This window comes from Ottowia thiooxydans, assembly GCF_040548795.1.
Classification (GTDB): domain Bacteria; phylum Pseudomonadota; class Gammaproteobacteria; order Burkholderiales; family Burkholderiaceae_C; genus Ottowia; species Ottowia thiooxydans_A.
In genome coordinates this window covers 85743-98803 of sequence record NZ_JBEPSH010000001.1, presented here as the reverse complement: position 1 = coordinate 98803, position 13061 = coordinate 85743, and the positions used below count along the sequence as shown (strand labels likewise).

Annotated in this window: 11 protein-coding genes; 8 read left to right on the top strand and 3 right to left on the bottom strand. The window is 57.3% G+C overall.

Translation table 11 applies throughout. The annotated features are described in order from the left end of the window. Positions 1-8: 8 nt before the first annotated feature. Positions 9-869, bottom strand: a complete 861-nt coding sequence (locus ABIE13_RS00475) for a branched-chain amino acid ABC transporter permease (protein ID WP_354440204.1) — start codon at positions 867-869, stop codon at positions 9-11. 93 nt (positions 870-962) lie between these two features. Then, the gene (locus ABIE13_RS00470; protein ID WP_354440202.1) at positions 963-2165 is read right to left on the bottom strand and encodes an ABC transporter substrate-binding protein; all 1203 of its coding nucleotides are present in this window, start codon (positions 2163-2165) and stop codon (positions 963-965) included. A gap of 218 nt (positions 2166-2383) precedes the next feature. Between ABIE13_RS00470 and ABIE13_RS00465 the strand changes: the two genes are divergently transcribed. The 8 genes from ABIE13_RS00465 to ABIE13_RS00430 all read left to right on the top strand — a co-directional run bounded on the left by ABIE13_RS00465 (position 2384) and on the right by ABIE13_RS00430 (position 10761). Continuing rightward, positions 2384-3220, top strand: coding sequence for a FadR/GntR family transcriptional regulator (locus ABIE13_RS00465; protein WP_354440200.1), 837 nt, complete (start codon positions 2384-2386; stop codon positions 3218-3220). A gap of 314 nt (positions 3221-3534) precedes the next feature. Further along, positions 3535-4551, top strand: coding sequence for a TauD/TfdA family dioxygenase (locus ABIE13_RS00460; RefSeq protein ID WP_354440199.1), 1017 nt, complete (start codon positions 3535-3537; stop codon positions 4549-4551). Positions 4552-4577: 26 nt separating this feature from the next. Continuing rightward, a complete protein-coding gene (locus tag ABIE13_RS00455) occupies positions 4578-5273 on the top strand; it encodes a GntR family transcriptional regulator (protein ID WP_354440197.1) in 696 nt (231 codons plus the stop codon). 107 nt (positions 5274-5380) lie between these two features. Next, positions 5381-6343 carry a Bug family tripartite tricarboxylate transporter substrate binding protein gene (locus ABIE13_RS00450; protein ID WP_354440195.1) on the top strand — a complete coding sequence of 321 codons (963 nt, stop codon included), beginning with the start codon at positions 5381-5383 and terminating at the stop codon, positions 6341-6343. Further along, entirely contained in the window at positions 6340-7245 is a 906-nt protein-coding gene (locus ABIE13_RS00445; protein WP_354440193.1) for an SMP-30/gluconolactonase/LRE family protein, read from the top strand. Before ABIE13_RS00450 ends, ABIE13_RS00445 begins: the two co-directional genes overlap by 4 nt. Positions 7246-7259: 14 nt before the next feature. Further along, positions 7260-8927, top strand: a complete 1668-nt coding sequence (locus ABIE13_RS00440; RefSeq protein ID WP_354440191.1) for a thiamine pyrophosphate-binding protein — start codon at positions 7260-7262, stop codon at positions 8925-8927. A gap of 54 nt (positions 8928-8981) precedes the next feature. Continuing rightward, the gene (locus ABIE13_RS00435) at positions 8982-9953 is read left to right on the top strand and encodes a Bug family tripartite tricarboxylate transporter substrate binding protein (protein ID WP_354440189.1); all 972 of its coding nucleotides are present in this window, start codon (positions 8982-8984) and stop codon (positions 9951-9953) included. Between the two features lie 49 nt (positions 9954-10002). Then, entirely contained in the window at positions 10003-10761 is a 759-nt protein-coding gene (locus ABIE13_RS00430) for an SDR family oxidoreductase (RefSeq protein WP_354440187.1), read from the top strand. A 46-nt stretch (positions 10762-10807) separates the two neighbouring features. On the opposite strand, the gene ABIE13_RS00425 is transcribed toward ABIE13_RS00430, so the two are convergent. Then, positions 10808-12835 (bottom strand): IPTL-CTERM sorting domain-containing protein, encoded by a 2028-nt coding sequence (locus ABIE13_RS00425; RefSeq protein ID WP_354440185.1) that lies wholly within the window; start codon positions 12833-12835, stop codon positions 10808-10810. Between the last annotated feature and the right edge of the window lie 226 nt (positions 12836-13061).

The following is a 13061-nucleotide window of genomic DNA, read 5'->3' as shown; positions in this document are numbered from 1 at the left end:
CTTTTCCTTCACACCGCACGGCCGAGTAAACCATTGGGACGCAGCAGCAAGACAGCTCCCATGGCGATATAGATCATCAAGCTCGCACCCTCTGGCCAGATGGTGCTCATCAGGCTCTGGACGATGCCTATCAACAAGCCACCTACCAGAGCGCCACTGAAACTCCCCAGGCCGCCCACGACCACCACCACGAAGGCGACGGCTAGCGCTTCAACGCCCATGAAAGGACTCACGCCGCGTATGGGCGCGGCCAAGACCCCAGCCAGTGCAGCCAGTCCCACACCCAGGCCAAACACCAGGCTGAAAATGCCGAACACGTTGATGCCGAGTAAGGACACCATTTCTGTGGATTCGCTACCGGCGCGCACCATGCCCCCAAGGCGCGTGCCTTCCAGAATCCACCAGATGGCGACCGCGAGCACCGCTGTAAAACCGATCACGAACAGCCGGTATTTAGGGTAGACAAAGCTGCCCCACATCACCACGCCGCTGAGCAGATCAGGCGTAGCCACACTATCGCCAAGCGGCCCCCAGATGATGATCACAATCTCTTGCACCACCAGAGCAAAGCCCACAGTCACCAGAATGTGAAACTCGTGCGCCTTGGCATAGACATGCCGAAGCAACAACTTCTCCGTCAGCCACCCAATCGCGCCCACTGCCAACGGAACGACCAGCAGAGTGAGCCAGAAGCTCATTCCCCATCGGTTCAGCTGATAACAAAAGTACGCCCCTACAAGGTAGAACGTACCGTGCGCGAAGTTCACAAAACGCAAAAGGCCGAAAACGATGGACAAGCCCACCGCCAGCAAGAAATACAGCATTCCGATACCAATGCCGTTAATGATCTGCAGCAAATAGATGCTCATGGGAGATCCGAGACGTCAAACGGGAGGCATGCAACCGGCACCCTCCCTTGGGGAAGGCGCCTCGCGCACAAGGTGAGTAAAAGTCGAGCCTCTTCAGGTCATCTTGCAGCCGGCATCCGCCGCTGAAAGGAACGATTTACCGGAACTCACGACGTCCGCGTAATCGTCCTTGTTTTTCATCTTGGCCTTGCCCTTACCCTTGAGCAGGTAATAGTTCTTGAGAACCTGGTGGTCCGCCTTGCGAATCTCTTCGTCACCCGTGAGGCCGGCATACTTCATACCTTCCATGGCGGCGATCACTGCCTTCGGGTCCGCAGAACCCGCTTTGATGATGCCGTCGATCATCAGCTTGGTGCAGATATAGGAGCCTGCCAAGCTGTAGTTGGGGTTGTATTTCAACTTGTCGTTGCAACGCTTGACCAGATCCTTGTTCAGCGTCGAATCCACCGTGTGCCAGTATTGCGCGCCAAAGTAAAGACCGTCACACAGATCGGCTCCCAGAGACTCGAACTGCTCCAAACCGGAAGCCCATGCCACCAGGATGATGCAGTTCTTGTTCAGGCCAAAGCTCACCGCCTGGCGCAGCGTATCGGAACATTGCTGACCAAAGTTCAGGATCAGCAGAACGTCTGGTTTGGCTGCGACTGCATTGGTCAGATAGCCGCTGAATTCTTTTTCCGTCAACGAGTGGTAGCTATTGCCCACATGCTCGACACCCTTTTCCTTGAAGATGTTCTTGGCTGCAGTCAACAGGCCATCACCAAACACGTACTGCGGCGTGATGGTGTACCAGCGTTTGGCCTTTGGATTGGCCTCAATGAGCGGACGAACCGTTTGCTCAATAGCACCGAACGTCGGAACAGACCAGCGGAAGGTCGCGCTGTTGCAGTCCTTGCCGGTAATTTCGTCGGCGCCTGCGGTGGTAATGAACACGCCGCCGGTCTTCTCCGCTTCCTTGCCCATGGCCAGGGCCTCTGACGACAAGATACCGCCTGCAAAGAAGCGTGCGCCTTGCTGCGATGCATCTTGCACCTTGCGAATAGCAGTTGCAGGTTTGCCTTCAGTGTCCAGCAACGTATAGGCCAACGGACGATTCAACACTTTGCCGTACTGCTCAATCGCCAGCTTCATGCCCAGGTCAGCAAACTTGCCGTTAGCGGCGAACGCGCCAGACATGGGTACCGGGCATCCGAATTGGATGGCGTTGTTGCCTTGCGCAAAAGCGCTGTGCGCGAGGCCCATGGATGCTGGCAGTGCGCTGAGCGCGGACATGTGCAGAAACTGACGACGTTGCATGTGGTGACTCCTGGGTTAGTTGAGGCACGAGGGCCTTCTTTATTCGGAGCACAATGCATGCCAAACTCATCTGCATGTCGCTGGGCTCCTAAATTCATATTTATAGTGACAAATAGAATAAATATGATGCGGACAAACCCTATGGCATGCGGTGCGTGCCCCGGCGAGGTGCATACTGCACCAAAAGCGCACTGCAACAAGTTCCATACGATAGAACAATGGCAACACGGAAGACCGTTCCTGCGGCGATCAAACAACTTAAACGCCCCGACCTCGTCGCACGGGAAATCAAGCGATTGATTGCGGAAAAAAATCTCAGCCCGGGTGATCGACTACCCCGGGAGAGCGAACTCCAGACTCAGTTTCTGGTAAGTAAAGGCACCATTCGCGAAGCGCTCAAGTCACTGGAAGTTCAAGGGCTGGTCACGATATCTACCGGCCCATCGGGTGGCGGCACCATCGTCGAGGTACCGCTGGATCGCACCTTGCAGTTCATGCAGAACTACCTGTTCTTCCAGGAAGTGACGATCGACGACATCTATGCCGTGAGGCAACAACTGGAGCCTGAACTGGCGGCAGGTGCGGTGCCTCATTTGACCGACGCCGATTTCGAAGCGCTGGAACACAGCATCAGCTGCTGCGACCCTACTCAAAGTCACGACGACTTGCTAAGCCAGCGACGCGAAGACGTGAACTTTCACGACATCCTGGCTGCGGCCAATCCCAATCCGTTTCTGCGCTTCGTCTGTGAGCTGATCAATGAGATGATTCGTCAACTTATTGTGTATAGCAATCGCACATCACAAGCGGAGCACCGCAGGTTCGGCGAAGCCAACGCGCAGATCCATCGCGAGATCGTGAAAGCAGCACGGGCCCGCGACGTAGAGGAGGTTCGCGCGCTCATGAGACGCCACATGCAAGACGCCGCCAGCAGCGTGAAACGCATGAAAGGCCGTATTCAGGGGCGCCTCATTCTGGATGCGGAAAGCTTGCGCGCGCCCCGCGCCGAGATGGCTAAGCGGGACAGCCCCAAGCGCAAATCCAGCGATTCGTAGGCGGCAGGCAGGCCAGACCGCCCAACGTGGCGGGTGCAGGCAATCCCGACTCCATTTCGCTGGTTATGCGGATTTGAACGCAGCGTTTCGAATAGCGCCTTGCGTCATGCATGGCTTGAGCCTGGCATCTCCACGCTCGTCCACCGGCCAGCCCGAGCAACCCAAAAAGTAGTTCCGCCCTACTCGCGGGAGGCATCGCTACATCTCAGGCCCTCCCTCACCAGATCATCGGGTTTCTACGAGTATCGTTCAAAACTAAGATTGTCGACAATATTTGAATGCAGCAATCGAGCTGAATCAATAGGAGACCGGCTATGCAAACGACGAAACTGAAAAGTCCTGATGTCTGGCGGAGCGAGCAGTTGGGCGGTCCGGAAAACTGGGTCCAGCAGCTGACACCCGGGGAGCTGCGTGAGATATCGCAAGCAGTTCTACGGTGCGAGAGCAACAACGTTCCTCTGTTCGAGATCACGAAGGACGACTTCCCCTTGACGGAGTTGGCCGAGCGACTCAAGCGCCTTCAGCATGAGCTGGAAGGTGGTCGGGGCTTCGCGGTATTGCGGGGATTGGATCTGAGCACCACCAGCGCTGAAAGCTGCAAGCGCATCATTTGGGGAATGAGTCTCTACCTGGGAACCCCCGAACCCCAAGACCGGGCAGGCAGCCTGGTTCACAGCGTCACCAACACGGGCAAAACCATCGCCAATAGTGATACCACGCGCGGATATGAGACCGACGATGAGTTGAAGTTTCACAACGACGGCGGCGATGTTTTCATGCTCCTTTGCCAGCGCATTGCCAAAGAAGGCGGCGTGAGCAAATTGGTGAGCGCGAGCGCGCTGTTCAATGCCATTCTGGAAGAACGACCAGACCTTGCTGCTGTCCTGCAGCAACCGTTCTACTTCGATTCACGCGCACAGAACGTGAACGAGAGCAAGGTTCAGGTCGTTCCCATCTTCACGGAATACATGGGTCGCTTGAATGTGCTGTACAAAAGGCGCTACATAGAAACCGCTCAGAGGTTTCCAGAGGTTCCCCGTCTGACCCCTCTGCAGGTCGAGGCCCTGGATATCTTCGATCGCCTGTGCGCCGATCCTGCGTTGCAACTGTCCTTCAGTATGCAGCCCGGCGATATCCAGCTTGGAAACAACTATTCCATCCTGCACTCGCGCACCAAGTACCAGGACTTCGAAGAGCCCGAGCGTCGCCGCCACCTGTTTCGCCTGTGGCTTACCTTGGACAACTGCCGCCCCCTGCCCCCCGCTTTCGCGACCACTCGGGAATTCGGCCCCACCTATGCGAGGCGGCAAGGCCGAGGGTTGGCCGCTTAGATCAAACAGCCATTGGAGCAGTAAGCATGGAACAAGTGCAGTTTCTTTCTCTTCCCGATCAGATCGTTAGCAGGCTGACAGAAGACATCCTGAAAGGGGTGTACCAACCAGGGCAACGGCTGAAGGAGCAGGAGTTGGCGCTCAAGATGGGTACGAGCCGGGCTCCCCTGAGGGAAGCTTTTCGTGTACTCGAGCGCGATGGCCTGATCGAGATCTTGCCTTGGAAAGGGGTACGCATCGTAGAGCCCACCAACAAGGAAATCAAGGAACTGTTTGAAGCTCGAGCCGACATGTTCGGTCTGACCGTCAAGCATGTGGCCTTGAATGGTGATCTGGCCCTTCTGAAGAAAATTGAGGCTGAAATTGACGAGCTGATATCGCAGACAGACGCCGGTTGCGACGAGCGTGAGTACAAAGAGATGACCAACGCAATCAGCTCGCAAATGTACGCGCTCATCCCCAACAGATACACCCGCGCATTCATAGACGATCTGCGCCAGAAGATGCTCTGGCATTACTGCTACATGGGCATCTCTTCCTACGCGAGCCGGCAAGACGCCAACCGGCATTGGAAAGATCTTGGCGCGGCGCTGTTGAAGCGGGATCCGCAGTCAGCAGAAGCTGCAGCGCTTTCGATCATCAATGCATCAAAGGACTTTGCGTTGCGCTTGCTGGAAGAAAAGCGACATGGCATCCCTGCACCAACCACGGATGACGACTGAAACCGAAGTGCTGTCAAAAAACAGCTCCTGGTCAGTATTGCATAGCACACACATCGCATGAATCAGGCTCTGAAGAAGCCTGAGTGTGGAGTTGAAGGAGACAAGAAATGCTGAGTATCAGACGGATGTTTTGTGGCCTGGGTTTAGCCACGCTTTGCTCATTGCCCGGCATGGCACAGTCCTGGCCGGAAAGGCCGATCACCATCATCAATTCCTATCCGGCAGGAGGAGCTGGCGACATCGTCACCAGAGTTGTCCTGAATGAGTTGTCCAAAAGCCTGGGCCAGCCGATTGTTCCTGACTCCAAGCCGGGCGCGAACTCGAATATCGCAGCAGATTGGGTCGCCAGGGCCAAGCCCGACGGCTACACGCTTCTGGTCACCAGCCCCTGGTTTGCCATCAACCAATACGTGGAAACAGGCAGACGCTGGGAGCCCGACAGCTTTATACCGGTGGCACGATTCGCGCAGACGGACAACGTGCTGGCCATACCCGGGAGCGCGCCATTCCAGACTCTGGCCGAGTACGTGGAATTTGCTCGCAAGCAGACCACGCCTTTGCACTATGGAAGCCCGGGAACAGGATCAACTCAGCGCATGGCCGCCGAGTTGTTCCTCAAGCAGGCTGGCATCACCATGGAGTCCGTTCAGTACAAGGGAGCGCCACCCATCATTCCGGATCTCGTGAGCGGGCGTGTCTCCACGGCGGTTCTGGCCTCGGCCAATGTCACTGCATTGATCAAGTCAGGCAAGTTGAAGGGGTTGGCCACTTTTGGGGAAAAGCGTGACCCCAATATGCCCAACATTCCGACCATGGCTGAACAAGGCTACCCAAGGGCCATTGTGACCTCATGGTTTGGATTGCATGCCCCCGCAGGCACGCCAGCGGAAATCATCAAACGCGTATCAGATGCCATCAAGGAAATCGTTGCAAGACCCGATGTTCAGGCGTCGCTGCGAAACGCAGATGCGCAAGCGGCCTATCTGAACACGCGTGATTTTGCCGAGTACATCCGAGGCGAGCAGGTGCTGTGGAAAGAAGTCGCTTCGAATCTTGATGGAAAAAAATGACTGAAGTTCATGTCGTAGTGGAAAGTGGAGACACGCTGGGGGAAGTCCCGCTATGGTCTTCATCGCGCAAGCTGCTGTTCTGGATCGACGTCCGCAAGCCCGCGCTGTATGCCTACACGCCCGGCGTCGGTACGGTGCGAACTTATCCGCTGCCCGAACTGGTGGGCAGTTTCTGTGAAACCAACCAAGGCCGGGTATTGCTCGCCCTGAAGTCCGGCCTGTATTTTCTTGACCTGGAATCTGGCCAACTGCAATCTTGGTTCGACCCGGAGCCAACGCTGCCGAACAACCGGCTGAATGACGGCAAATGTGACAGACAGGGGCGCTTCTGGGTGGGCAGCATGAATGACGGAGACCGCATTCCAACCGGCACGCTCTATTCCGTTTCGGGCGATGGGAAAGCAAGAGGCCATTTCTCGGGCATCACAGTTCCCAATTCGCTGGCGTGGAGCCCGGATGGCAAGACGATGTACTTTGCCGACACGCCCACGAAACGCATCCTCGCTTTTGACTTCGATTTAGACGACGGTGTGCTGCACAACCCCCGCACTTTTTTAGAGATGGCCGACCATGTCGGTCGCCCGGATGGCGCGACGATTGATGCTGAGGGGTGCTTGTGGAGCGCCGAGATTCATGCAGGCAGAGTGGCTCGCTACACCCCGGACGGGCGGTTCGATAAGGCCGTGCAACTCCCGGTGACCAGCGTCACCTCATGCGCCTTCGGGGGTGATCGCCTGGACACACTGTTCATCACCACCGCCACCCAAGGCATGACGGAACAAGTTCGTCAGGAACAACCGCTGGCCGGTGCGCTTTTTGCAGTGAACGTGGGTATCTCAGGGGTACTGGAGACGCCTTTCGCGGAAGCACCTGGAGCTTTCGAAGCTCGTCAGCAGACATAAACACAAGGAAAAATATGAGTTCAATTACGGGTGGCCGCGTCATTGCGCAGATGCTTCAGGCGCATGGCGTAGAGCATGTGTTCTTCATGGATGCCATTCTCCGCCGTGGGCTGGTCGAGATGGAGGCACTGGGAATCAAGCGCATCCTGGCGCATTCAGAAATCGCCGCAGTCTATATGGCCGACGGTTATTCGCGAGTCAAAGGCAAGCCCGGCGTCTGCATGGCTCAGTCCGTGGGCGCCGCGAATCTGGCGGCGGGTTTGCAAGACCCCTTCTTTGCCCAGACCCCTATCGTGGCATTGACGGGGCGACAGCCCGCTCCCATGCAATATCGCAATGCATACCAGGAGCTACCCCATGAACCGCTGTTTCGTTCCACGACCAAAAACAGCATGCGCGTGGACACCATTGAGCAACTACCGCACGTCCTTCATCAGGCATTCCGGGAAGCAGTCACCGGCAGGTCAGGCCCCGTACACGTTGATATTGCGGGACACACGGGTGACGCTATTGCTGCGGCAACCCTGAATGGATACCAGGCTGCCAACCGGCCCTTCTCTACCCTGCCCGGCTTTCGACCTCCTGCCGAGCAACGGTTGATAGAAGAAGCCGTTCACCTGATTTCGAAGGCCGAGCGGCCAGTGATCGTGGCGGACCAGGGCATATGCCTTATGCGTGCAGAAAAGGCATTGCGCCAATTCGCTGAAAACGCATCCATTCCCGTAGTGACCTCACTGGACGCCAAGGCGGTCTTGCCCGAAGCCCATCCTTTGAACGGCGGCGTCGCGGGCACGTATTCGCGCGCTTGCGCGAATCAGATCGTGAGTGCGGCAGATCTGGTGATCTTTACCGGCAGCATCGTCGGTGACCACATCAGCCACAACTGGACACTGCCCAAGCAAGGAGTGCCCGTTATCCAGATCGACATGGATCAAGCGCAACTCGGCCGGAACTACCCCGGAACGCTGGGGCTTCCAGGTGATGTTCGGACCATTCTCGAACAGCTGACCCAGGCCTGCGCAACAGTTGAGCGCCCTGAATGGAAGGCCAAGGTTCAAGATTTTGTGCGGGATTGGAACACCACCGCTGCGCCGATGAGAACAAGTGATGCCGTTCCGATTCGCCCTGAACGGCTTTGCGCTGAACTGAGCAAAGTGCTGCCCCCAAACACCATCCTGGTGTCCGATACAGGCTATTCGTCTCAATGGTCCGGAACCTATGTGGAGCTTCGCCACGAAGGACAGCGGTACCTGCGTGCCGCCGGATCCTTGGGATGGGGGTTTCCAGCCTCGCTCGGTGCGAAGCTCGCAGCACCTGATGCCACAGTGGTCTGTTTTACGGGTGATGGCGGCTTCATGTACCACCTGCCTGAGTTGGAGACCGCGCTGCGTAGGGGCCTCAACACCATTACCGTAGTCAACAACAACCACTGCCTCGCACAGGGAGCTCGCTCGATCCTGAGCGCCTATGAAGGAGTCAACGGCAATCACGAAGAAATCTACCACTACCGGCCCATGAACTTTGCGGCCATTGCGCAGGCCATGGGAGCCGTGGGAATCCGGGTGAATCATCCCTCGGAGTTCGCTGCGGCATTTGCGCAGGCGCTCGCGAGCGATCTGCCCGTGGTGATCGATGTAGTCACTGACCCAGAAGCCCTGGCCCCTCTGGCCTGGACGCCCTGACCATGCTGACATAGTCAATTTCCGGGCCATTTTGCTGATCAAAAGGAGACCATCATGAGACTTAAAATTCGCACATTGAATGTTGCCATTGGGGTGTTTTGTGTTGGTTTTTCTGCCCTGGCCTCAGGCGCGGAGACGGACTATCCATCTCGCCCCATCAGGTTGATCGTTCCCTACGCGCCCGGTGGCAGCACGGATCAGGTGGCGCGTCAGTACGCCGAGCTGATGCGGCGCGAACTGAAGCAGACGGTGCTGATAGAAAACAAGCCCGGCGCATCCACCAACATCGGCAACAAGATGGTGGCCGATGCCGACCCAGATGGCTACACCCTGCTCTACGCCACGGGGCAAGTAGTCCAGAGCTTTGTCTTCGGGCCCTTCCCCGCTATTGACCCCAAGGCCGCCTTGGAGCCTGTCAGCCTGATACTGACTTCGCCGCAGATGATTGCGGCCGGAAAGGATCAGAAAATATCTTCGCCGGAAGAGTTGATCGCAGCGGCCAAGGCCAACCCCAAAGGAGTAAGCGTTGCAACAGCGGGCCTCCAACTCTATGTGAGCGTGCTGCAATCAGGGGCAGGCATCGAGCTGCTTCATGTTCCCTACAAAGGCGGAGCGCCAGCGGTTACCGACACCATAGGAGGCCGCACCAACCTGGTGATGGGGCAACCTCCTGTCTTGATGCCCTTCTTCAAGAAAGGTTTGCTCAAACCAGTGGCCATGCTGTCCAAAGAACCTTTTGCCGGACTTCCCGACGTCCGGACCTTTGCGCAGGCCGGTGTGTCCAATGTGAACCTGGTGACGTGGAACGCAGTGTTTGCGCCTAAAGGTACCCCCGCCTCCGTAATCAAACGCCTTTCTCAGGCCACACAGGCTGCCTTGTCAGACCCTTCCTTGCAGAAGCTTTCAAGCGAGGGATTGATGGTTCAAGCAAGCACCCCTGCTCAACTGGCAGAACGTGTAGACAGCGAACTCGAATTGTGGAGGGGACAAGCCAAGCGCAGTCCGGAGCTGATGCAGGCACGCTGACCTATCGAGACTCCTACGCTCAGAACTCAATTTGAAGGGAACGGATCCAATGCAAGCAACTTCGGACCAAGCCGGTCGCGGCTACATCATGGTGACCGGTGGCAGCCGGGGTATTGGTGCAGCGATCTGCGATATGGCAGCCCGTGACGGCTACGACGTCTGCATCAACTATCGAAGCGACGAAACACAAGCGCAAGCGGTAGCCGAACAAGTACGCAGCCATGGCCGCAAGGCCTTGGTGTTTCAGGCAGACATCGGCAACGCCGAACAGATCTCGGATCTGTTTCAGGCGGCTGACGATAACCTGGGTACCTTGACCGCACTCGTCAACAACGCCGGCACGAGCGGCTTCATTGGCCGTGTAGATGCTATCTCTGCATCTGACCTACAGGAGATTTTTTCGCTCAATGTCGTCGGCAGCTTTTTGTGCGCCGGAGAAGCCGTGCGACGCATGTCGACCATGCACGGGGGACAAGGCGGAAGCATCGTGAACATGTCCTCAGCGGCCGCGCGACTGGGAGCAGCCGGGCGCAATGTGCACTACGCCGCGAGCAAGCGTGCGCTGGAGGCGCTGACCTTCGGCCTGGCGCAAGAAGTGGCCGGCGAAGGAATACGCGTCAACACTGTGTCCCCTGGCGTCATAGATACGGAAATCCATTCGCGAGAGCGGCTAGCGCAAATGGGGCCGCAACTACCGATGAAACGGCCCGGCACCGCTGCTGAAGTGGCCAACACCGTGATGTGGCTCCTATCGCCCGCGGCCAGTTATGTATCAGGAACTAATGTAGGTGTGTCGGGGGCGCGTTGACGCAAGAGATGATCATCCGGCTCATCAGTTCAATTTTCTTCCTGATTCAGGAAGGCCTGCGGCGTGAGCTTGCTGCGGCGATTCCTGCTATGGATAACGAGAGCAGCAACATCGCCCACTGGCCCAGCGTAGGAACCGGCGTAGGGGGCGCAGGAGTTACGACGGCCGCATCATCATTGCGCACCAACACTTGCGCCGGCGAGCCTGCGACCGTGTAGCTATCGACCGTAGTAGGCGCCGCTATTGAGAGCTCTGCAGTGACATCACCATCTCCTGCCACCGTATTCTCCACTGCGGTAATCGTGCAGGTTGCTGAACTCGTGTTGGCCGCCATCACGATGGGCGACGTGCAGGTGGTGCTGTAACGAGTGCTCGCAACGGGCAGATTCAGGTTCACACTCAAGTCTTGCGCAGGCGCGTAGCTCAGAGTCAGAGTGCAGGTACTGACTTGGGCCTCGGAATCAGTCAATTCTGAAGGCGCACAAACTACGCTGGCCTCCGGCGGGATGAGTTTGGATTGCAAGTACCAAGTGTTTCCCACCTGGTTCAGAGTGTAGAGAAATCCACCGACTTCCAATTGCCCGCCCGCCAAAACGAAAGCACCGGCCGCCGCTACTCCACTGGCGGTAGCTACGGCGATCCCATTACCTGTCGTGGCCGCCCCCAACCCATTGAGATTGCGAACATCCAGAGTCGTCGTGCCCGTTGCACTGCCCTGCACCGTGAATATGTCGGTAGGTGAACTGGAGTCGCCCAGCACGGTGTCCAAACGTATGACACCTCCGGCGCCAAAGTAATTACCGACGACCGTGAGCGAGTCACCCGTCTGAGGGCTAGCACCACTTAAGTCCACCAAGCCGGATGTGTTAGTCACCGAACCGCTCATGGTCCGCGTGGCATTGGGGGTGGACAGGGTGCCGCCGCCCGCTAAGCTGAGCATCGTAAGAAACGCATCAGCCGTCAAGTTCCAGGTAGCCGAATTGAACAGGGAGACACTCAGTGCGCTGCCTGCTTCTTGCGCGCTGGTACCCGTGTAAGTGCCGCCGTCGGCGATGAAATTGGGCTGCGCAGCAGCAGTGGTTTGCCACAGCGTGGCCGCAGTGACATTGGCGCCATTCAATGTAGTGGATGGAGTGATGGCACCACTATAGGCAAAGCCCGTTAAAGCCGAAATGCTCAAGCCCGTCCCCGCCACCAGTGGTTCGGCGTTTGCACTGCTGATGCGTACCGCCACACCGCCCGTGTTATCGAGCAAAGAGCCGGCACCTACGGTCAACTTCGCTGAACCCTGAATGCTGGCAGCAGAGTCTGCTCCCAAATCCCCATGTATCTTGAGCCAGCCGTCGACCGTGGATTCTGCTGAAGCGTTGGTCAAAAAACCGACTGCGCCAGCTCCTTCTACCCACACCTCCGTATTGCCTGTGCCGTGCAGTCTGGCCATACCTGTCAAGACCCGAATGCCAGTGGAGCCTGCGTCACCTCGGAAGTCGATGCTGGCACCTGCGTAATTGATGCTTCCGCCGCCTTCCGCACTCAGACCTCTGTGAGAGGTACCGCCGGTCTGCGTCACGGTGATGGGTCCATCAATAGTGACCTCGCTTCCGACACCGTTGGCCATGATGGCCCGACGCGTAGAGCCACCCGAAGCCATGGTCACATCCACTGCGCCTCGTATGCCTACCGTGCCGACCCCGGCTGGATTAACTGGCCCCGCCGCGACCCCATAAGAGTTAAGGGCGCCAGCCTGAATAAGCGTAACGTTGCCCTGGGCAATCAGGCGTCCTCCGGCCCCTGCAGATACCACGCCCGTGCCAGCATTGGATCCGTAGCCTAATGGGTTGGCACTGACGTTGCTTGAGATGGTTAGCGTGCTGTTGGCTCCACTTGCCAGCAAGGCGTGAGCCGCATTGGAAGCTCCGCTGTAGACCGTGCCAGTAGCAGGACAGTTGTCACCAGCAGTGGCCTGCGCTCGCGAGGCAGTATCGATACAGGCTGCGTGGGCGGCGGGTACACCAGCTACAAAAATGAGGGCCAACTGCCAAGGACGCAACAAGGAATGAATAGGGAAATGCATAACCCTGTTTTTCGCGGAGGCTGGCCTCGATGGCAATAGCGATCTCCCCAGGTGTTAAAGACGAAAGTCCACTTTCAGGAAAAAATTCACAGAGTGCCTGGATCCTGAGGCGTACCCCAAAGCCGCGTCGCAACAGCTGTCAATACTTTAATCAAACATATACAATAGTTTCCAAACGACACAACATTAACAACCTAAGGTTACTATGCACTTGAACCGTGGGCGC

Excerpts from the sequence above, each read along its gene's own strand:
- ABIE13_RS00430 (WP_354440187.1), top strand. The coding sequence starts at position 10,003 with ATGCAAGCAACTTCGGACCAAGCCGGTCGCGGCTACATCATGGTGACC.
- ABIE13_RS00450 (WP_354440195.1), top strand. The coding sequence starts at position 5,381 with ATGCTGAGTATCAGACGGATGTTTTGTGGCCTGGGTTTAGCCACGCTT.
- ABIE13_RS00445 (WP_354440193.1), top strand. The coding sequence starts at position 6,340 with ATGACTGAAGTTCATGTCGTAGTGGAAAGTGGAGACACGCTGGGGGAA.
- ABIE13_RS00435 (WP_354440189.1), top strand. The coding sequence starts at position 8,982 with ATGAGACTTAAAATTCGCACATTGAATGTTGCCATTGGGGTGTTTTGT.
- ABIE13_RS00440 (WP_354440191.1), top strand. The coding sequence starts at position 7,260 with ATGAGTTCAATTACGGGTGGCCGCGTCATTGCGCAGATGCTTCAGGCG.
- ABIE13_RS00470 (WP_354440202.1), bottom strand. The coding sequence starts at position 2,165 with ATGCAACGTCGTCAGTTTCTGCACATGTCCGCGCTCAGCGCACTGCCA.
- ABIE13_RS00460 (WP_354440199.1), top strand. The coding sequence starts at position 3,535 with ATGCAAACGACGAAACTGAAAAGTCCTGATGTCTGGCGGAGCGAGCAG.
- ABIE13_RS00465 (WP_354440200.1), top strand. The coding sequence starts at position 2,384 with ATGGCAACACGGAAGACCGTTCCTGCGGCGATCAAACAACTTAAACGC.
- ABIE13_RS00475 (WP_354440204.1), bottom strand. The coding sequence starts at position 869 with ATGAGCATCTATTTGCTGCAGATCATTAACGGCATTGGTATCGGAATG.
- ABIE13_RS00455 (WP_354440197.1), top strand. The coding sequence starts at position 4,578 with ATGGAACAAGTGCAGTTTCTTTCTCTTCCCGATCAGATCGTTAGCAGG.
- ABIE13_RS00425 (WP_354440185.1), bottom strand. The coding sequence starts at position 12,835 with ATGCATTTCCCTATTCATTCCTTGTTGCGTCCTTGGCAGTTGGCCCTC.